A 20,269-nucleotide genomic window follows, 5' to 3' on the forward strand; every position below is an offset into this window, starting at 1 on the left:
GGCGGGCGTGGGTAACGCACTGACCCGGTTCCTGGGCCGGGGTAAAGCGACCAGCGGGACCGAGACGGGGCCCGCGGGGGACGGCGACTCGGCGGCGGAAGTCACCGACGCGGCCGAGGTCACCGAGGCGCCCCCGGACGACGCTGACAAGGCCGACAAGGCCGACAAGGCCGGCAAGCCGCCCAAAGCCCCGAAGGCGCCCAAGGCGAAAAAGGACAAGGCGGCCGGCGCCGACGGCGGTTCGCACAACCGGTTCGGCGCCTGGCTCGGCCGTCCCATGACCTCGTTTCACCTGATCATCGCCATCGCCGGCTTGCTGACGACGCTCGGCCTGATCATGGTGCTCTCGGCATCGGGCGTGCGGTCCTACGACGCCGACGGGTCGGCCTGGATCATCTTCGGCAAGCAGGTCCTGTGGACGGTGATCGGGCTCGTCGCCTGCTACACCTCGTTGCGGATGTCGGTGCGGTTCATCCGTCGCGTCGCCTTCACCGGCTACGTCGTCACGGTCATCCTGCTGGTCTTGGTGCTGGTTCCCGGCATCGGCAACCTGGCCAACGGATCCCGCAAGTGGTTCGTGGTCGCCGGCTTTTCCATGCAGCCCTCCGAGCTGGCCAAAATCGCCTTCGCCATCTGGGGAGCGCACATGCTCGCGGCCCGCCGCCTGGAGCGGGCCAGCCTGCGCGAACTGCTGATCCCGCTGGTGCCGGCGGCGGTGATCGCGCTGGCGCTGATCGTCGCCCAGCCCGACCTCGGGCAGACGGTGTCGCTGGGCATCATCCTGCTCGCCCTGCTCTGGTACGCCGGCCTGCCGCTGCGCGTCTTCGCCACCTCGCTGCTCGCGGTCTTCATGGCCGGGGCGGTCCTGGCGATGTCGGCCGGCTACCGCTCCGACCGGGTGCGGTCCTGGATCAACCCCGAGAACGACCCGCAGGACACCGGTTATCAGGCCCGGCAGGCGAAATTCGCGCTGGCCCACGGCGGTATCTTCGGCGACGGCCTGGGCCAGGGCACCGCCAAATGGAACTACCTGCCCAACGCCCACAACGACTTCATCTTCGCGATCATCGGCGAGGAGCTCGGTTTCATCGGCGCGTTCGGGCTGCTGGTCCTGTTCGGGCTGTTCGCCTACACCGGGATGCGGATCGCCCGCCGCTCGGCCGACCCGTTCCTGCGGCTGCTGACCGCCACCACGACGATGTGGGTGTTGGGTCAGGCGTTCATCAACATCGGTTACGTGATCGGGATCCTCCCGGTGACGGGCATTCAGCTGCCGCTCATCTCCGCGGGTGGAACCTCCACCGCGGCAACGCTTTTCATGATCGGGATCATGGCCAACGCGGCCCGTCACGAACCCGAGGCGGTGGCCGCGCTGCGGGCCGGCCGCGACGACAAGGTGAACCGGCTCCTGCGGCTCCCGCCGCCCGAGCCCTATTCGCCGACGCGGCTGGAGGCGTTCCGCGACCGCAAGCGGTCTCGCCCGCAATCGGCCCCGCAAGCGGGCGGCGCGCCGCGCAAGGGCGCCGGGTCACCCGGGCGCAAGACGCCCCGCAACGCCGAGGCGCCGCTGCGGTCGGCGTCCCCGCGAGCGGCCGGCCGCCCGGCCCGCCAGTCTGCGGGCAGCGCCCGCTCCCGGGCGAGGCATCATGGATCTGGCCAGCGCTATGCGAACCTGGGAGCCAATCAGGCCGCCGGCCGGCGCCAGCAACGGCGCACACGCGCATTGGAAGGTCAGCGTTACGGGTGAACGACACGGTCAACGAGCCGACCGGCGGGCGGGGGGCAGACCCTCTGCCCGCCGGTGCCGCGTTGCCGGCTTTTAAGCCGCTGTCGGTCGTGCTGGCCGGCGGCGGAACGGCCGGCCACGTTGAGCCGGCGATGGCCGTCGCCGACGCGCTGAGCGCGCTCGATCCGCAGGTCCGGATCACCGCGCTGGGCACGGCGCGGGGGCTGGAGACCAGGCTGGTGCCCGCGCGCGGCTATGACCTCGAGCTGATCACGCCGGTGCCGCTGCCGCGCAAGCCCAGCGGCGACCTGGCCCGCCTGCCCTCGCGGGTGTGGCGGGCCGTCCGGGAAACCCGCGCCGTGCTGCGGTCGGTCGACGCCGACGTGGTGATCGGCTTCGGCGGATACGTGGCGCTGCCGGCCTATCTCGCCGCGCGGGACCTGCCCTTTGCGGCCGCGCGCCGCCGTCGGGTCCCGGTGGTGATCCACGAAGCCAACGCCAGCGCCGGGCTGGCCAACCGGGTCGGCGCCCGCAGCGCCGAGCGGGTGCTCTCCGCGGTGCCCGACTGCGGCCTGCCGGGCGCCGAAGTGGTCGGGGTGCCGGTGCGCGAGGCCATCACCTCGCTGGACCGCGCGGCGCTGCGCGCCGAGGCGCGCCGGCACTTCGGTTTCGCCGACGACGCGCGGGTGCTGCTGGTGTTCGGCGGCTCGCAGGGGGCGGCCTCGCTGAACCGGGCCGTCTCCGGGGCGGCCGCCGGGCTGGCCTCCGCCGGCGTGGCCGTGCTGCACGCGCACGGCCCCAAGAACACGCTCGACCTGCGCGAACCACTGCCGGGCGATCCGCCGTACGTGGCGGTGCCCTACCTCGACCGGATGGACCTGGCCTACGCCGCCGCCGACCTGGTGATCTGCCGGTCCGGGGCGATGACGGTCGCCGAGGTCTCGGCGGTGGGCCTGCCGGCGATCTACGTGCCCCTGCCGATCGGCAACGGCGAGCAACGGCTCAACGCGCTGCCGGTGGTCAACGCCGGCGGCGGCATGGTGGTCGCCGACGCCGACCTGACGCCCGAGCTGGTCGCCCGGGAGGTGGCGGGCCTGGTGGGCGACCCGCCGCGGCTGACGGCGATGACGGCGACGGCCGCGCGGGTGGGACATCCCGACGCGGCGCGCCAGGTGGCCCAGGCGGCGCTGGACATCGCCAGGAAGGCACGGCTCGGCCGCTTGTCGGCCGGAGGGAAGCCATGACCACCGAGCAGCTGCCGCCCGAGCTGCAGCGGGTGCACATGGTCGGCATCGGGGGAGCCGGCATGTCCGGCATCGCCCGCATCCTGCTCGACCGCGGCGGGCTGGTCTCCGGCTCGGATGCCAAGGAGTCGCGCGGCATCCACGCGCTGCGGGCCCGGGGCGCGCAGATCAACATCGGGCACGACGCGTCGTCGCTGGATCTGTTGCCCGGCGGCGCCACCGCGGTCATCACCACCCACGCCGCCATCCCGAAAACCAACCCCGAGCTCGTCGAGGCCCGCCGGCGCGGCATTCCGGTGATCCTGCGGCCGGCCGTGCTGGCCAAGCTGATGGACGGCCGCACCACGCTGATGGTCACCGGCACCCACGGCAAGACGACCACGACGTCGATGCTGATCGTGGCGCTGCAGCACTGCGGGCGCGACCCGTCGTTCGCGGTCGGCGGCGAGATGGGGGAGGCCGGGACCAACGCGCACCACGGCAGCGGCGACTGTTTCGTCGCCGAGGCCGACGAAAGCGACGGGTCGCTGCTGGAGTACACGCCCAATGTCGCGGTGGTCACCAACATCGAGACCGATCACCTGGACTTCTACGGCAGTGCCAGCGCCTACGTCGACGTGTTCGACGCCTTCGTGGACCGGCTCGCCCCCGGCGGGGCGCTGGTGGTCTGCGTCGACGATCCCGGGGCGGCGGAGCTGGCACGGCGCACGGCCGAACTGGGCATTCGGGTCCTGCGCTACGGATCCGGCTCGGGGACTTCGCAATCCGGTGAACCCCTGGCCGCCGAGTTGTTGTCGTGGCAGCAGCAGGGCACCGAGGCGGTCGCGCAGATCCAGCTGGCCCCCGAGCTGGACCCCGAGCAGCACCCGCGGGTGATGCGGCTGTCGGTGCCCGGACGCCACATGGCGCTCAACGCGATGGGCGCGCTGCTGGCGGCGCTCGAGATCGGCGCCCCGGTCGACGCGGTGCTGGACGGGCTGGCCGGCTTCGAGGGGGTGCGCCGCCGGTTCGAGCTGGTCGGCGCCGCGGGCAATGGGCAGCCGGTGCGGGTGTTCGACGACTATGCCCATCACCCCACGGAAATCGTCGCCACGCTGGCGGCGGTCCGAACCCTGCTCGAGCAGAGCGGTGACGGCCGCAGCATCGCGGTGTTCCAGCCCCATTTGTATTCGCGGACAAAGGCTTTCGCGCAGGAGTTCGGTCACGCGCTGGACGCCGCCGACGAGGTTTTCGTCCTCGACGTCTACGGCGCGCGCGAACAACCGCTGGCCGGCGTCAGCGGCGCCAGCGTCGCCGAGCACGTCAGCGTCCCGGTGCGCTACCTTCCGAACTTCTCCGCCGCCGCCGAGCAGGTGGCCGCGGTCGCCGGGCCCGGCGATGTCATCGTCACCATGGGGGCGGGCGACGTGACCCTGTTGGGGCCCGAGATCGTCACGGCGTTGCGGGGGCGGGCCAACCGCGGCGCGCCGGGGGCGCGGCGATGACCCAGCCGACCCCCGAACCGCCCGGGGCCATGCAGGCCGACAACCCGGTCCCGGACGACGCGGTCACCGCGCCGCTCTTCACCGGCACGGGCACCGACCCGGCGGAACCCGATCCACAGGCCGATCAAACCCCCGATCCGGCGGAGGTCGAGGGGCCGCGCCGGCGGGCCCGCCGGGAACGCGCCGAGCGCCGCGCCGCCCAGGCCCGCGCCATGGCCATCGAAGAGGCGCGCCGTGAAGCCAAGCGCAGGGCCACCGGACGGCCGGTCCACGAACCCAAACCCGTTGCGCGGGGCGTTGTTCGGGGGCTCAAGATGCTGTTGGTCACCATCCTGCTGGTGATTGTCGGCATCGGGTTGGCGTTGGTGCTCTATTTCACGCCGGCGATGTCGGCCCGCAACATCGTCGTCGTCGGGACCGGCGTGGTGACCCGGGACGAGGTCCTGGATGCGGCGCAGGTGCGGCTCGGAACGCCGCTGCTGCAGATCAACACCAACCAGGTCGCCGATCGGGTGGCGGCGATCCGGCGAGTGGCCAGCGCGCGCGTGCAGCGCCAGTACCCGTCCGCGCTGCGGATCACGATCGTCGAGCGAGTCCCGGTGGCGGTCAAAGACTTTCCCGACGGGCCACACCTGTTCGACCGCGACGGCGTGGATTTCGCGACCGGGCCGCCGCCACCGGCGCTGCCCTACCTCGATGTCGCCGATCCGGGGCCGAACGACCCCGCCACCAAGGCCGCCCTGCAGGTGCTCACCGCGCTGCGTCCCGAGGTTCAGGACCAGGTCGGCCGGATCGCGGCGCCCTCGGTGGCCTCGATCACCCTGACGCTCGGCGACGGCCGGGTGGTGATCTGGGGGACCACCGACCGCACCGACGAGAAGGCCGAGAAGCTGTCCGCGCTGTTGACCCAGCCCGGCAAGACCTACGACGTGTCCAGCCCGGACCTGCCGACGGTCAAGTAGCGACCTTCGTCACGTCGCGCGCGCCGCGGCGCCGTCGAGCAGCGCTCACGCCCGCTCAGCGGCGGAAAAATGGGCAAAATTTGCGGGACGCGCGTCGGCGCGCCTGCGGGGTTAGCGCGCGCCATGCCCATACCGTTCTGGTTGCGCGGAACTACTTGACATAACTCTAACTCTATGGTTGAGGTTGAGGGTTTGCCAGGGAGGACCGCGAACGTCCGGAGGAGCCCACCACCGGGAGAGCCGAGCCCATCAGGGAGGAAGACGAATGATGACCCCCCCGCACAACTACCTGGCCGTGATCAAGGTCGTGGGTATCGGTGGCGGCGGCGTCAACGCCGTCAACCGAATGATCGAACAGGGCCTCAAAGGCGTCGAGTTCATCGCGATCAACACCGACGCGCAGGCGCTGTTGATGAGTGACGCCGACGTCAAACTCGACGTCGGGCGCGACTCCACCCGCGGGCTGGGCGCCGGCGCCGACCCGGAGGTCGGGCGCAGGGCCGCCGAGGACGCCAAGGACGAGATCGAAGAGCTGCTGCGCGGGGCGGACATGGTGTTCGTCACCGCCGGTGAGGGCGGCGGGACCGGCACCGGCGGGGCCCCCGTCGTCGCCAGCATCGCCCGCAAGCTGGGCGCGCTGACCGTCGGAGTGGTCACCCGGCCGTTCTCGTTCGAGGGCAAGCGGCGCGGCAACCAGGCCGAAAGCGGCATCGCGTCGCTGCGGGAGAGCTGCGACACCCTGATCGTGATCCCCAACGACCGGCTGCTGCAGATGGGTGACGCCGCGGTGTCGCTCATGGACGCCTTCCGCAGCGCCGACGAGGTGCTGCTCAACGGTGTCCAGGGCATCACGGACCTGATCACCACCCCGGGCCTGATCAACGTCGACTTCGCCGACGTCAAGGGCATCATGTCCGGCGCCGGCACCGCGCTGATGGGCATCGGCTCGGCGCGCGGCGAGGGCCGCTCGCTCAAAGCCGCCGAGATCGCCATCAACTCCCCGCTGCTGGAGGCGTCGATGGAAGGCGCGCAGGGCGTGCTGATGTCGATCGCCGGTGGCAGCGACCTGGGGCTGTTCGAGATCAACGAGGCGGCCTCGCTGGTGCAGGACGCCGCGCACCAGGACGCCAACATCATCTTCGGTACCGTCATCGACGACTCGCTGGGCGACGAGGTGCGCGTCACCGTCATCGCGGCGGGATTCGACGCCACCGGCCCCGGCCGCAAACCCGTCATCGGTGGCAACGCCGACAAGGAAGAGAAGGTCGGCGCGCACCGCATCGAGTCGGCGAAGGCCGGCAAGCTCACCTCGACGTTGTTCGAACCGGTCGACGCGGTCAGCGTGCCGGTGCACACGAACGGTTCGACCTTGAATATCGGCGGCGATGACGACGACGTCGATGTGCCGCCGTTCATGCGCCGCTGAGGTCTCGATTTGCTTGCCACTGCGCGACAAACCGGCGTCGAAGCATAGGGGCCCTACGTCGATGCAGCCTGGCGGGCAAGGGCTTCCGGATACTGGTCACGTGAGCGTTCGCATCCGGCGGGTGACCACCACCCGCGCCGGTGGTGTCTCGAAGCCCCCCTTCGACACCTTCAATCTGGGTGACCACGTTGGTGACGACCCGGCGGCGGTCGCCGAAAACCGGGCGCGGCTGGCGGGCGCCGTCGGCCTGCGCCCCGGGCGCGTGGTGTGGATGAACCAGGTCCACGGTGATCGGGTCGAGGTGGTCGAGGCGCCACCGGAGGCCACGCTCGAAGACACCGATGCGCTGGTGACCCGAACCGCGCGACTGGCGCTGGCGGTGGTGACCGCCGACTGCGTTCCGGTATTGATGGCCGACGCGCGCGCCGGTGTGGCCGCGGCGGTGCACGCGGGGCGCGTCGGCGCCCAGCGCGGCGTGGTGGCGCGCACCGTGGCGGCGATGCTCGAACTGGGAGCGCAGCCCGAGGACATCTCGGCCCTGCTCGGTCCGGCCGTCAGCGGCCAGAACTACGAGGTGCCGGCGGCGATGGCCGACGAGGTCGAAGCGGCGCTGCCCGGCAGCCGCACCACCACCGCGGCCGGCACGCCCGGACTCGATCTGCGGGCCGGAATCGCTTGCCAGCTCAAGGGTTTGGGCGTCACCGCAATCGACATCGATCCGCGGTGCACGGTGGCCGACCCGACATTGTTCAGCCACCGCCGGGATGCACCGACGGGCCGGCTGGCCTCGCTGGTCTGGATGGAGTGACCGCGATGGCGGTGGACATGTCCAATGGGGGAGACCGCGAATCGGAATTGACCCACGCATTGGCGGCGGTGCGCTCACGCCTTGCCGCGGCGGCCGAAGCGGCGGGCCGCAATGTCGGGGAGATCGAAGTTTTACCGGTGACCAAGTTTTTTCCAGCAACCGACGTCGTGACTTTGTCCCGATTGGGTTGCCGGGCCGTCGGCGAATCGCGGGACCAGGAAGCGACGGCAAAAGTGGCCGAGGTCACTCGGCTGCTGGCGGCTTCTGAACGGTCGAACGTGGGAAATCCGCGCTGGCACATGGTGGGTCATATCCAGCGGAACAAGGCGCGGTCGGTGGCCCGTTGGGCCCACACCGCCCACTCGGTCGACAGTGCGCACCTGGTGACCGCGCTCGACCGGGGCGTCGCGGCGGCGCTGGCCGAAGGCCGCCGCACCGAACCGATGCGGATCTATGTTCAGGTCAGCCTCGACGGCGACGAGTCCCGCGGCGGCGTCGACATTTCTCGGCCGGGGGCCGTCGATCAGATGTGCGCGCGGGTCGAGGAGGCGACCAATCTGGATCTGGCCGGCCTGATGGCCATCCCGCCGCTGAACTCCGATCCCGACGAGGCCTTTGACCGGCTCCAATCCGAACATCGGCGGGTGCTCGAGACGCACCGGAACGCGGTCGGCCTGTCCGCCGGCATGTCCGACGACTTCGAAATCGCCGTCAAACACGGATCGACATGTGTGCGTGTCGGTACCGCCCTATTGGGCCGTCGGAGGTTACCGTCACCGTAAGTAGTCACTGCAGTAACAGCTTTATCACTAACACCAGGAATCCCAGGGGCTAGAAGGGTCAACGCAATGAGCACACTGCACAAAGTCAAGGCCTATTTCGGTATGGCCCCAATGGACGACTACGAAGACGAGTATTACGACGACCGCGCGCCGTCCCGCGGTTTCCCGCGCCCGCGATTTGACGAGACTTTCCAGGGATACGGCCGCTACGACGGCGACGACTACGACGACCCGCGCCGCGAGCCCGCCGACTACGTGGCGCCCGCGGGCTACCGCGGTGGCTACGGCGAGGAGCCGCGCTACGGCGCCGTGCACCCGCGCGAGTTCGACCGGGCCGAGAGGGGCGGACCCCGCTTCGGCTCGTGGTTGCGCAACTCCACCCGCGGCGCGCTGGCGATGGACCCGCGCCGGATGGCGATGATGTTCGAAGAGGGCCACCCGCTGTCGAAGATCACCACGTTGCGTCCGAAGGACTACAGCGAGGCCCGCACCATCGGCGAGCGTTTCCGCGACGGCACCCCGGTGATCATGGACCTGGTGTCGATGGACAACGCCGACGCGAAGCGGCTGGTCGACTTCGCGGCCGGCCTGGCCTTCGCGCTGCGCGGATCCTTCGACAAGGTGGCGACCAAGGTGTTCCTGCTGTCGCCCGCCGACGTGGACGTGTCCCCGGAGGAGCGCCGCCGGATCGCCGAAACCGGTTTCTACGCTTACCAATAGACGCACCCGCCGCGCTCGGCGATGGCCCGTCTCGGGTGGCCGATCGCGCACTCGAATGGGTGAACGACTCCCGAGGCCACGTGAGGTGGGGCCGGTAACCCGGAGTCGGTAGGCTGGCAGGCGCCGCGCACGTCCGCGGCGCTTGGCATCTCATCGATAAGGTCGGGGCACTTCAGTTGGTGTTGTTCTTTCAGATCCTTGGGTTTGCGCTGTTCATTTTCTGGCTGCTGCTCATCGCTCGGGTCGTCGTTGAGTTCATCCGCTCGTTCAGCCGGGACTGGCATCCCACCGGGATCACCGTGGTGGTGCTGGAGATCATCATGTCGATCACCGATCCGCCCGTGAAGCTGCTGCGCCGGTTGATCCCCCAGCTCACCATCGGAGCGGTCCGCTTCGATCTGTCGATCATGGTGCTGTTGCTGGTCGCGTTCATCGGGATGCAGCTGGCGTTCGGCGCCGCGGCGTGACCCGATTCCGGCCCGCGGCCTGAGCCCCCGTTCCGTCCCGGAGACGGTCCGGACACGTTTTAGCGTCGGTTTGGTTCCCGCGATTTAAAATTTCTAAGGTTTCGGATTTTATTGGCCTCACTGTTTGAAATTGGCTCTTATTTATTGGGCTAATCAGCAACCGTCGCGCCTGGTGTGACAGGATGGACGGCAGTTGCACTACGGCTACCACTGCGTTCTACACTTTCCAGAACGTTCGACAGGAACTTGAGGGGACGAAACAATGCCGCTTACACCAGCCGACGTCCACAATGTGGCGTTCAGTAAGCCACCGATCGGCAAGCGGGGCTACAACGAAGACGAGGTGGATGCCTTCCTCGATCTGGTGGAAGCCGAGCTGACGCGACTCATCGAAGAGAACAGCGATCTGCGCCAACGGATCGAAGAGCTCGACCAGGAGCTGGCGTCCGGCGGCGGGGCCGCCGCCCCGGCCGCGGCCGCCGCGCCCACGCAGGCCATCCCTGTCCGCGAGCCCGAGCCGGAGCCCGTCAAGGCCGCCGCCGCGCCCGCCGCACCGGCCGCGGCGGTCAACAACGAGGAACAGGCCATGAAGGCCGCTCGGGTGCTGAGCCTGGCCCAAGACACCGCCGACCGGCTCACCAGCACCGCGCAGGCCGAGTCGGAGAAGATGCTGTCCGACGCCCGCGCCAACGCCGACCAGATTCTCAGCGAGGCCCGCAGCACCGCCGAGACCACGGTGGCCGAGGCGCGGCAGCGCGCCGACGCGATGTTGGCGGACGCGCAGTCCCGCTCGGAGACCCAGTTGCGCCAGGCCCAGGAGAAGGCCGACGCCCTGCAGGCCGACGCCGAACGCAAGCATTCCGAGATCATGGGCACCATCAACCAGCAGCGCACGGTGCTGGAAGGTCGCCTCGAGCAGCTCCGCACCTTCGAGCGTGAATACCGCACCCGGCTCAAGACCTACCTGGAGTCTCAGCTCGAGGAGCTCGGCCAGCGAGGGTCGGCGGCGCCCGTGGACTCCAGCGCGGATGCCGGCGGGTTCGAGCAATTCAACCGGGGCAACAACTAGTCTTTCAGCCGTGCCGGACGCTCGCCGAGCTTCGGGGTTGGCACACTAGGTCTTGAACACCGCAGTCCCGCTCGTCGCCTGGAGGATGCCCGATGCTCGTCATTGCGCTGGTATTGGCCCTGATCGGGCTCGTCGCGTTGGTGTTCGCCGTCGTCACGAGCAACGAGCTGGTCGCCTGGGTGTGCATCGCCGCCAGCGTGGTGGGTGTGGTCCTGTTGATCCTCGACGCCCTGCGGGAGCGCCAGCAGCGCCCGCCCGGCGGTGACGAAGATCAGGATGCGGGCGAGACCCATCCCGACGAGGACGACTACGTCGACTACCCCGAGGAAGTGCCCGCGCAGGGCGAACCGGAGGCCGCCACCGAGGCGACCGAGCCGACGGAGGAGTCCAGCGTCGCGGCCGACGGCCGCAGCGACGAGCCCGCCAAGTAACGCTTAGTCGGTCGGCGTGGCGAGAAGTTCGCGCACCTCGTCGTCACTGACCTGATGAAAGTCGTCGTAGACCTGCCCGACCGCCTCGAATCCGGGCGGCATCGTCACGCACACCACGTCGTCGGCCTCCCGCGCGAGGTCGCGGCAGGTCGACTCCGGCCCCACCGGGACCGCAACGGTGATTGATCTCGGGCCCGCGGCGCGCACCGCCCGCACGGCGGCCAGCATGCTGGCGCCGGTGGCGATCCCGTCGTCGGCCAGGATGACGACCCGGTCGCGCAGGTCGGCGATCGGCCGGCCGCCCCGGTAGGCGTGTTCGCGCCGGAGCAGTTCGGACGTCTCGCTGTCGATCACCTCCCGCACCTGCGCGTCGGTGATGCGCAAGCTGGCCACGACCTCGTCGTTCATCACCAGGCCGCCACCGCTGGCCAGGGCACCCATCGCCAGCTCCGACCAGTTCGGCACCCCCAGCTTGCGCACCAGGAACACATCCAGCGGGGCACCCAGGGCGGCGGCGATCTCCCAGGCCACCGGCACGCCGCCGCGCGCCAGCCCGAACACCAGCACGTCGTCGCGGCCGCGGTAGGCCGTCAGCTCTTCGGCCACCGCGCGGCCGGCCTCGCGGCGGTCACAAAAACTGCGTGTCGCCGTTCGCCGGAGAAAGCCGTTCGGTCGGTTCATTGGTCGTCTACCAGCCTACGTGGGAAAGCCCCCGTGTGAGGTGCATGCTCGGTGGATGGCCTGCGGTAGCGCAATACGGTTGCGCGGGAAGGTGTTTGGAGCCTGCGGATTAACTTGGGGTTAAGATCGCCGCGGTTGCATACGCTGGCCGCAGCAAGGGTGGGGGCTTGTGCCCGCCTATGACGCGACTTGCGGGCTTGCGATTAGGGCGGTGAACGCCGGCGGGAGCTATTGGTGTGGTTACCTCGTTGCACCGCGCATCAGCCGAATATTGCGAATGCATGCGCTCGAAGGCGGGCCATCGTGACTGCCCAGACCGATCGGGTTAGCAGGCTGATTATGGCTGGTCACCTATCAATCTCAGGCTCAAGCCGAGCACCAACCCCTGGAAGAAGTACAGAGCAAGCAATAGCAAGACCAACATCATGATTCCGGCGAAGAATGCCAGCACGACCTGTCCGGACATCACGCCTGTGGCAACCAACGGCTGTTTCTGGGCAAATAGCCGAAATTTCGTACGGTCATGGTCGACCATGCGGCCTCGGTTGTATGACTTCACAACCCCTGTCGCGAAGAGGACCAGCCCAATCCCTCCGCCGATAGTGGGCCAGGATAGGTGCCGCAGGGTGTCGTTCCGGAGCGCCGCCGAATACAGGAAAAGGAGGGTACCGGCACCGGTTCCCCCGCCGGAGTAGGCGAACATTTTCTTCCAGAAGATGAGCTGTGGTGTTGCTCTTGCTTTGAGAATCTTTCGGTGTCCCCCGGTAAGCGCATGGAACCATTTGCGCCGCACCACCGCCCGGTAAGTCTGGTACACGGTGAAAAGCTCCTCGACGCTCTGGGCGTCGTCGATGTCGTTTTTCGTCTGTGCGACAAGGAATTCCGCCTGCCGCTGTCCACTAAACGCCTTCCCCTTCAGGCTGTCAGGTGGCGGTTGCGTGATGGGTAGGTTCGCGCAGTAGAGCGCGACTGCAACTAGCCGCCTTTCGGTGTCTTCGGTTATGCGCCACGCTGGGCCGTGTTGGAGCGCGTCGAAGACTTCCCACCGTCGTTCGTTGGTCAGTCGCACCGGTCTGCCTATCAGAATCCGCACCCCGTCGCCAATGCCTCTGATCGGCCCGTCATCAGAGGAAATTCGGGAGAAGAACTTGCGGAAGCGTGGAATCGCTTTGACGTAATCCTCGACCGTCCCGCCGGTGATCTCGGCGAACCTCTCACGAAAAGCGTCGACAGCCAACGTTTGGTACTGAAATATCCCCGCTGAGAAACCCACCGAGACGATGGAGTATGTCAACCCGATGAAAATGGATCCACCCATGAGAAATAAGCCCCACGCTGCAAGTACGTTCACGATGTCAGCCTTTCCGGTTCGAACCGACGAGAGGGCGTGGCGGCGAGCTACGCCTTGGACGCAGTGTTACGCGCACCTCCGACACCCGGGACCGCGCGGCGACTGAGGCTTCAGTGCTAAGGACAAGTGTTGGGCCCGTCCAGGATGGCGATGAGCTGAGAAGACGGGGGACTCCGTCCCCGTGCCGCTACGCCGGTGATCACCAATGAAATTGGTCGCCGCACCGTCAATCCGACCGCAAGAACGATGTGTCCGAGGGGGACTTGTCCACCTGCGACACGGTGGGGTCTTCGAGTTGGTCGTTGACCAGTCAGCTTTCTGGCGGCCGGCGATTGGCTGCGGCTGCGCCGGCAAGGTCGGGCGTCTCGCCCGCGCCGGCCCGCGTCTGTCCCAGGGAAGACGAACCCGCTGAAATTTGGGGTGGGCGGTCTCGCGTACCGGAACTCGATCGCCAGTTCGCGATTCAACGCCTGTCGTGCGAACACCTTCACGATGTACACCAGCGCCCAGAACTCGCTCCCGTTGTGCAGCACGACCGCGTCGCCTGGTGCCGCGTCGATGATCCGGCTACTTGTATCGAACCGAGACATGTCCGTCAGCAATTCGTTCGCGCACTGTTGATGACCGCGACGTTGGCTATGTCGGACGGATCCGTGAGCACGTAGACCGTGCCCAATCCGTATTGCCGACAGCCAGCGTCACCTCGTTGGTTCCGCTCCCGATCTGGTAGTGGCCGCTGTTTTGGGAGTAGGCGAACTCAATATCTCCGCGAAATGCGGGACTGTGCCATCTGCCAGGCGCTCATCTTGCTGCTGTTGGACCCAGGCTCGGTGACCGTTGCCTCTGTGCTTTCCCTGTTTCGCAAAGTACCATGTTTCTCGTGATGCGAAATGCGATGATTGGAGAAACGGCTGTACGTAACGCAGCGGTCGAGACGCTGCGCTCGCGACTGCCGCCGTCCTGGAGGATCGGCATCGAACCGGACCGCGCCGTCGACTTCCGGATGACATTGACCACCGAGGACGGCGCCGCCGTCAGCTTCCTGGCCGAAGTAAAGCTGTCGACGAATCGCCGCTCGGTGCAGGACATCACAAGGCAGTTGCGCACCATGGCCGCCGCCTTCGGCGACGCTCCTCTGCTGTACGTCAGCGAGTACGTCAGCCCGCCGCTCCGGCGCGAACTGGACGAGGCCAACATCAGCTACCTGGATACGACCGGCTGGGTTAGTCTGACGGCCTCCAATCCGCCGGTGCTGATCCGCCTAGAGGGTGCGCCCAAACCGCCGCGGCCCCGAGAGTCGACGGCCACCGTCCGACTCACCGGCCCCGCTACGGCGCGCACCATCCGCACCCTCCTCGACCGACAACCACCGTTGGGGATCCGCGAACTTGCGGATCTATCGTCGAGCAGCGCTGCAGCGGTCTCCAAACTGATGCCAACGCTGGTCGATGCCGGCGCCATCGAGCGATCCGAGGACGGCACCATCACCCGCGTACGGAAACGCACCCTCCTCGATCGCTGGGTGACCGACTATAGCTTCACCAACGGCAATGGTGTCGTCCTGGACTACATCGCGCCACGCGGTGTCGCACGCACCCTCGACCGAATTCGGGGGCGCGACGACATAACCGCCACCGGGTCGGCTGCCGCCCGCGAGTATCTTCCCGCGGACATCACCTCGGTTGTTCCTCTGACCGTGCTCACGCTCTACGCCGATGACATCACCAGTGCCGCCAGCAGTTTCGGGCTGGTCCGCAGTGACCGTGCCACCAGCAACGTCATGATCACGACCCCGCGAGATCGCACATTGCTAACCAGTGTGGACATCACCGCGACGGGATTGCGCGTCGTACCCATCTCCCAGGTGCTCGCGGACCTGCTGACCCTTCCCAAAGGCCGCCTCGCCCAAGAGGCTGAGCAGCTCATCGACATATTGGCAAGGAGCGACGATGCCTGGAGAGAATGAATTCGTTCACGCACCGGAGTATGTCGCGGCGCGAGCTGTACTGCTCGACGCTCTTGACGCGCTCGATGGGCACCTGCCGACGATCATCGTCGTCGGCGCTCAAGCCGTGTATCTACATACTGGTGCTGGCGACTTTGTTGAACCGCCGATGACCACCGACGGCGACCTGGCCCTCAATGCGGAGTCGCTGAAGACTAGCCCTGAGATCACTGCCGCAATGGCAGCTGTGGGCTTCAACCAGGGTGCAAACCCTGGTCGATGGGTGGGCCGCGGCGAAGTGGCAGTCGACATCATGGTTGCGCCGTTTCAGTCCGGCCGCACTGCCAAAGGTGCACGCTCAGCGCGGCTGGTCGGGCACGAGAAGTGGGCTGCCAGACCCACAGCCGGTTTGGAACCCGCCCTCGTCGACCACGGCCCGCGTACCCTGCATGCGCTAGTGTCCTGAGTCGTTAATTACGGCTCAGTTGTTAAACTGGGTGATGCCCACTCCGCGTGCTGCTGAGATTGTGTTGACTGATGCTGAACGTGCCGAGTTAGAGGGGTGGGCTCGGCGACGAACGAGTGCGGCGGGGTTGGCGTTGCGGTCGCGAATTGTGTTGGCGGCCGCTGATGGTGAGTCCAATTCCGACATGGCCGACCGGATGGGAATCTCACGCTCGACGGTCAAGCGGTGGCGTAACCGTTTTGTTGAGCAGCGCTGCGATGGCCTGCTTGACGAGCCGCGGCCGGGTAGGCCTCGGGTGGTCGGCGATGGGCAGATCGAAGCGTTGATCACCGCGACGTTGGAGACCACCCCGCCCGATGCCACGCACTGGTCGACGCGCTCGATGGCCACCCACCTCGGGTTGAGTCAGTCGATGGTCTCGCGGGTGTGGCGGGCGTTTGGATTGGCGCCGCACAAGCAGGATTCGTGGAAACTGTCCAAGGATCCGCTGTTCGTGGCCAAGGTCCGCGACATCGTGGGGCTCTACCTGGACCCACCCGAGCGCGCCCTGGTGCTCTGCGTCGATGAAAAGACCCAGATCCAAGCGCTCAACCGCACCGCACCGGTGTTCCCGATGCTGCCCGGCACGCCAGCACGGGCCAGCCACGACTACGTCCGCTATGGCACGTCGAGCCTGTATGCCGCCCTGGACCTGGCCACCGGAAAAGTCATCGGCTCTTTGCATGCCCGACACCGCTCCCAGGAGTTCTTGGCCTTCCTGAAAAAGATCGACGAACAAGTGCCCGCCGACCTGGATTGCCACGTCGTTCTCGACAATGCCTCCACGCACAAGACTCCTGCGGTAAAGCGTTGGCTGACAACACATCCCCGGTTCGTACTGCACTTCACTCCGACCGGCTCAAGCTGGCTCAACCTCGTCGAACGCTGGTTCGCCGAGCTGACCACCAAGAAACTGCGCCGCGGCACCCACACCTCGGTCCGCCAACTCAACGCCGACATCCGCGCCTGGATCGACACCTGGAACGACAACCCGCGACCCTACGTCTGGACCAAAACCGCCGACCAGATCCTGGCAAGCATCGCAAACTACTGCACCAAAATTAATGATGAACTACCCCAGGTTTAGTTCCGATCCTTATAGGAGGATTGGAAGCTATGCCCCGTCAGTATTCGCCGGAGTTTCGGCAGCGTGCGTTGCGGTTGTTGGACACTGTGATGGAAGCCTCGGAAGTGTCGGAGTTCGAGGCCATAAAGTCTGTCGCCAGCAAACTCGATATTTCGGAGGAGTCGGTGCGTCGGTGGCGACGCAAGGCCCAAGTCGATGCTGGTGAACGGCCGGGCATGACCAGTTCTGAGCATGCCGAGATCCGTAAGCTCAAGCGCGAGAACGCTGAACTGCGCAGGGCTAACGAGATTTTGAAGTCAGCGTCTGCGTTTTTTGCCGCGGAGTTCGACCGCCCCGCGACGAAATGATCGCCTACATCGATGCTCATCGCGATCAGTTCGGGGTCGAGCTCATCTGCCGTGTGCTGCGGGCAGCTATCCCCGGATTCCTCACCTCGCGGGGTTATCGGGCCGCGCGGACCCGACCACCGTCGGACCGGGAGATCCGCGATGAGCAGCTGATCGCTGACCTTGAGGCGGTGCACCGGCAGAACTACTCGGTGTATGGGGTCAAGAAGATGCACGCGGCGATGACACGGCGTGGTTGGCAGCTGGGCCGTGAACAAACCCGCCGGTTGATGCGCAAGGCCGGGTTGCGCGGCGCCCAGCGGGGCAAGCCGGTGTTCACCACGATCAGCGACCCGGCCGCGATCCGGCCGGCCGATCTGGTCAACCGCCAATTCCGGGCCGCTGCACCGAACCGGCTATGGGTCGCCGACATCACGTTCGTGCGGACCTGGCAGGGGTTCTGTTACACCGCGTTCGTCACTGATGCGTGCACCAAGAAGATCGTTGGCTGGGCGGTCTCGGCCACGATGCGCACCGAAGACCTCCCGCTTCAAGCATTCAATCACGCTGTGTGGCAGTCGAATACCGATCTATCCGAGTTGGTTCATCATTCCGACCGCGGATCCCAGTACCTATCGCTGGCCTATACCGACCGGCTGGCTGAACTGGGGATCGCGCCCTCGGTCGGGTCGCGTGGCGATAGTTATGACAACGCCCTCGCTGAAGCGGTCAACGCCGCCTACAAGACCGAGCTCATCAACCGCGGCAAGCCCTGGCGGTGCATCGATGATGTCGAACTCTCGACCGCCGAATGGGTGGCCTGGTACAACCAGGAACGCCTGCACGAAGCCCTCGGCTACGTTCCACCCGCCGAGTACGAGGCCGCCCTCACCGGCACCTCACACCCTGCGAGCCAGCCGACCCCGGCCCTCGCAACCGAGTAGGAACTAAACCTGGGGTAGTTCATGACTCAGGACACTAGACCCCGACGATCATCGCTGTGTTGAGGTCAATGTGGCAGGACCGGCCGCACTCTTGGTCGCCAAGATCATCAAGTTCGAGGAACGGCTCAACGACATCAAGGCCGAGGGCAAGCGGGTCAAGCAAAAAGACGCGTTGGATATGCTGCGTCTGCTTCAAGCTGTCGACACCGATGATCTGACTGTCGGTTTTCGCCTGCATATCGCCGAATCACACGCGCGAGATGTCAGCATCCGCGCGTTGGGCTTTCTCGAAAAGGAAGGCACGTCAGCTACTTCGGTTCTGCCGCAGGCCGCCGCGGCGGTCGACGGCGGCAACCCCACCACAGCGCCCAGCTTCGCAGCTCTGGCGCAGGATCTCCTCGGTCGTGTTCGCGACGATTTGGGTGTCACGCTATGACCGTGAGTGCTGGGTGCCGCCAGCGGCGGCGGCGGTGCCATATCGTCTGATGCTCAGTCGATCAGTCCGCGCACCTCCAAGTCGCCCCTTCGTGCCTCATGGCTCACCGTCGAGACGCTGGGAGACCATGGATTGCTGAACTGCACAAATGAAACTGTGTAAGACACCGTTCCATCGCGCCGGAGGGCAGAATCAGGACATCAAGCGATGCCCAATCGACATCAGCGTGGGTGTGATCGCGGCTTCGCCGCTCAACACACTCCATCGCCTCAGGAATGAATGCGAGCCTTCATTCCATTCGGCTCAGTCGTGTGTCCGAGGGGGGACTTGAACCCCCACGCCCATTAGTAGGGCACTAGCACCTCAAGCTAGCGCGTCTGCCATTCCGCCACTCGGACAAGGCCAAACCAGCATGGGTTGGCAGCTAAGGCTATCGGATCGCCCGCCGCGAACCCAATCCAGCTCCTCGGGACGGCTCGGTGCTCGGCCCGACCAATGGTAGGAAAGGGGGTTGTGACCATTCACAGCGGGGCGACCGAGCAGCCGACCATCCCGAGCGACGACGTGGTCGAGGTGGTCAGCAAGCTGATCCGGTTCGACACCACCAACACCGGCGAACCGGAGACGACGAAGGGCGAGGCCGAGTGCGCCCACTGGGTCGCCGAGCAGCTCGCCGAGGTCGGCTATACGCCGCAGTACCTCGAATCCGGCGCCCCGAGCCGAGGCAACGTCTTCGCCCGCCTGCCCGGTGCCGACTCGTCGCGGGGCGCGCTGCTGATCCATGGGCATCTCGACGTGGTGCCGGCCGAGCCGACCGAGTGGAGCGTGCACCCGTTCTCCGGCGCGGTCAAAGACGGCTTCGTCTGGGGCCGCGGCGCGATCGACATGAAGGACATGGTCGGCATGATGATCGTGGTGGCCCGGCAGTTAAAGCGGGCCGGCATCGTGCCCCCGCGCGACCTGGTCTTCGCGTTCATCGCCGACGAAGAGCACGGCGGGACCTACGGGGCGCAGTGGCTGGTCGACAACCGGCCGGATCTGTTCGACGGCGTCACCGAGGCGATCGGCGAGGTGGGCGGGTTCTCGCTGACCGTGCCCCGCCGCGACGGGGGCGAACGTCGGCTCTACCTGATCGAGACCGCCGAGAAGGGGCTGTCGTGGATGCGGCTCACCGCCCGCGGCCCGGCCGGCCACGGATCGATGGTGCACGACCAGAACGCCGTCACCGCCGTCGCCGAGGCCGTCGCCCGGCTGGGCCGCCACCAGTTTCCCCTGGTGCTGACCGACACCGTCGCGCAGTTCCTCGCGGCCGTCAGCGAGGAAACCGGTCTGACGTTCGATACCGACTCGGGCGACCTGCGGGGAGCGGTCGAAAAGCTGGGCCCGATGGCCCGCATGCTCAAGGCCGTCCTGCACGACACCGCGAACCCCACGATGCTCAAGGCCGGGTACAAGGCCAACGTCGTCCCGGCGATCGCCGAGGCGGTGGTGGACTGCCGCATCCTTCCCGGCCGCAAGGAGGCCTTCGAGGCCGAGATCGACGAGCTCCTCGGGCCCGACGTGACCCGCGAGTGGATCAAGGACTTCTCGTCCTATGAGACCAGCTTCGACGGTGACCTGGTCGACGCGATGAACGACGCCGTGCTGGCGCTCGACCCGGACGCACGCACCGTGCCGTATATGCTCTCCGGTGGTACCGACGCGAAATCCTTCGCGCGCTTGGGTATTCGCTGTTTCGGCTTCAGCCCGCTGCGGTTGCCGCCGGATCTGGATTTCACCGCGCTGTTCCACGGCGTCGATGAACGGGTACCCATCGACGCGTTGCGGTTCGGCACCGATGTGCTGACCCACTTCCTGACCCACTGCTAGTTGACG

At 67.1% G+C, this 20,269-nt stretch carries 18 protein-coding genes, 1 tRNA gene, 1 pseudogene and 1 other annotated feature; of the genes and pseudogenes, 17 read left to right on the forward strand and 3 right to left on the reverse strand.

Annotated elements, in window-relative coordinates; genetic code table 11:
• The first annotated feature begins 7 nt into the window (after positions 1–7).
• From ftsW to AC0KS4_RS09180, 11 genes are all read left to right on the forward strand, one after another.
• Positions 8–1,747, forward strand: coding sequence for a putative lipid II flippase FtsW (gene ftsW, locus AC0KS4_RS09130; RefSeq protein ID WP_238957895.1), 1,740 nt, complete (start codon positions 8–10; stop codon positions 1,745–1,747).
• Positions 1,744–2,970 (forward strand): undecaprenyldiphospho-muramoylpentapeptide beta-N-acetylglucosaminyltransferase, encoded by a 1,227-nt coding sequence (gene murG / locus AC0KS4_RS09135; protein ID WP_238957896.1) that lies wholly within the window; start codon positions 1,744–1,746, stop codon positions 2,968–2,970. Before ftsW ends, murG begins: the two co-directional genes overlap by 4 nt.
• Complete coding sequence (murC, locus tag AC0KS4_RS09140; RefSeq protein ID WP_225330246.1) at positions 2,967–4,454, forward strand: UDP-N-acetylmuramate--L-alanine ligase; 1,488 nt, start codon at positions 2,967–2,969, stop codon at positions 4,452–4,454. The genes murG and murC overlap by 4 nt, the downstream gene beginning before the upstream one ends.
• Positions 4,451–5,416: a cell division protein FtsQ/DivIB gene (locus AC0KS4_RS09145; protein ID WP_238957897.1), complete on the forward strand. Its 966-nt coding sequence runs from the start codon at positions 4,451–4,453 to the stop codon at positions 5,414–5,416. Before murC ends, AC0KS4_RS09145 begins: the two co-directional genes overlap by 4 nt.
• 268 nt (positions 5,417–5,684) lie before the next feature.
• Positions 5,685–6,842, forward strand: a complete 1,158-nt coding sequence (ftsZ, locus tag AC0KS4_RS09150; protein WP_225330251.1) for a cell division protein FtsZ — start codon at positions 5,685–5,687, stop codon at positions 6,840–6,842.
• 100 nt (positions 6,843–6,942) lie between these two features.
• A complete protein-coding gene (pgeF, locus tag AC0KS4_RS09155; RefSeq protein ID WP_238957898.1) occupies positions 6,943–7,650 on the forward strand; it encodes a peptidoglycan editing factor PgeF in 708 nt (235 codons plus the stop codon).
• A gap of 5 nt (positions 7,651–7,655) precedes the next feature.
• Positions 7,656–8,432 carry a YggS family pyridoxal phosphate-dependent enzyme gene (locus tag AC0KS4_RS09160; RefSeq protein ID WP_238957899.1) on the forward strand — a complete coding sequence of 259 codons (777 nt, stop codon included), beginning with the start codon at positions 7,656–7,658 and terminating at the stop codon, positions 8,430–8,432.
• Positions 8,433–8,498: 66 nt separating this feature from the next.
• Complete coding sequence (locus AC0KS4_RS09165; protein WP_238957900.1) at positions 8,499–9,152, forward strand: cell division protein SepF; 654 nt, start codon at positions 8,499–8,501, stop codon at positions 9,150–9,152.
• Between the two features lie 176 nt (positions 9,153–9,328).
• Positions 9,329–9,619 (forward strand): YggT family protein, encoded by a 291-nt coding sequence (locus tag AC0KS4_RS09170; RefSeq protein WP_003878110.1) that lies wholly within the window; start codon positions 9,329–9,331, stop codon positions 9,617–9,619.
• A 262-nt stretch (positions 9,620–9,881) separates the two neighbouring features.
• Complete coding sequence (wag31, locus tag AC0KS4_RS09175; protein ID WP_225330241.1) at positions 9,882–10,688, forward strand: DivIVA-like cell division protein Wag31; 807 nt, start codon at positions 9,882–9,884, stop codon at positions 10,686–10,688.
• A 92-nt stretch (positions 10,689–10,780) separates the two neighbouring features.
• Positions 10,781–11,119, forward strand: coding sequence for a phage holin family protein (locus AC0KS4_RS09180; protein ID WP_238957901.1), 339 nt, complete (start codon positions 10,781–10,783; stop codon positions 11,117–11,119).
• A 3-nt stretch (positions 11,120–11,122) separates the two neighbouring features.
• Here AC0KS4_RS09180 and AC0KS4_RS09185 read toward each other — a convergent pair.
• Both AC0KS4_RS09185 and AC0KS4_RS09190 read right to left on the reverse strand, forming a co-directional pair.
• Positions 11,123–11,806 (reverse strand): annotated as a pseudogene (locus AC0KS4_RS09185) (phosphoribosyltransferase); the annotation flags it as partial.
• 331 nt (positions 11,807–12,137) lie between these two features.
• Positions 12,138–13,151 (reverse strand): hypothetical protein, encoded by a 1,014-nt coding sequence (locus AC0KS4_RS09190; RefSeq protein WP_238957902.1) that lies wholly within the window; start codon positions 13,149–13,151, stop codon positions 12,138–12,140.
• 883 nt (positions 13,152–14,034) lie between these two features.
• Between AC0KS4_RS09190 and AC0KS4_RS09195 the strand changes: the two genes are divergently transcribed.
• The 5 genes from AC0KS4_RS09195 (at position 14,035) to AC0KS4_RS09215 (ending at position 18,394) form a co-directional block, all read left to right on the forward strand.
• The gene (locus AC0KS4_RS09195; RefSeq protein ID WP_225330250.1) at positions 14,035–15,117 is read left to right on the forward strand and encodes a hypothetical protein; all 1,083 of its coding nucleotides are present in this window, start codon (positions 14,035–14,037) and stop codon (positions 15,115–15,117) included.
• A complete protein-coding gene (locus AC0KS4_RS09200; protein ID WP_238957903.1) occupies positions 15,101–15,562 on the forward strand; it encodes a hypothetical protein in 462 nt (153 codons plus the stop codon). Before AC0KS4_RS09195 ends, AC0KS4_RS09200 begins: the two co-directional genes overlap by 17 nt.
• A gap of 34 nt (positions 15,563–15,596) precedes the next feature.
• Positions 15,597–16,688: an IS630 family transposase gene (locus tag AC0KS4_RS09205; protein ID WP_238957904.1), complete on the forward strand. Its 1,092-nt coding sequence runs from the start codon at positions 15,597–15,599 to the stop codon at positions 16,686–16,688.
• Positions 16,689–16,717: 29 nt separating this feature from the next.
• A protein-coding gene (locus tag AC0KS4_RS09210; RefSeq protein WP_472408499.1) for an IS3 family transposase occupies positions 16,718–17,958 on the forward strand; the annotation gives its coding sequence in 2 pieces (ribosomal slippage) (positions 16,718–17,002 and positions 17,005–17,958; 1,239 coding nt in all).
• Positions 16,993–17,110: a sequence feature (AL1L pseudoknot), on the forward strand. Its footprint overlaps the gene before it by 118 nt.
• A gap of 91 nt (positions 17,959–18,049) precedes the next feature.
• Positions 18,050–18,394, forward strand: coding sequence for a hypothetical protein (locus AC0KS4_RS09215; RefSeq protein ID WP_238957907.1), 345 nt, complete (start codon positions 18,050–18,052; stop codon positions 18,392–18,394).
• 312 nt (positions 18,395–18,706) lie between these two features.
• Here the strand turns inward: AC0KS4_RS09215 and AC0KS4_RS09220 are convergent.
• A tRNA-Leu gene (locus AC0KS4_RS09220) sits at positions 18,707–18,792 on the reverse strand.
• A 97-nt stretch (positions 18,793–18,889) separates the two neighbouring features.
• On the opposite strand from AC0KS4_RS09220, the gene AC0KS4_RS09225 reads away from it, so the two are divergent.
• The gene (locus tag AC0KS4_RS09225) at positions 18,890–20,263 is read left to right on the forward strand and encodes a M20/M25/M40 family metallo-hydrolase (RefSeq protein WP_225330249.1); all 1,374 of its coding nucleotides are present in this window, start codon (positions 18,890–18,892) and stop codon (positions 20,261–20,263) included.
• The last annotated feature ends 6 nt before the right edge of the window (positions 20,264–20,269 follow it).

The sequence above is a fragment of the Mycobacterium sp. NTMscope_MAC_12 genome, assembly GCF_976985675.1.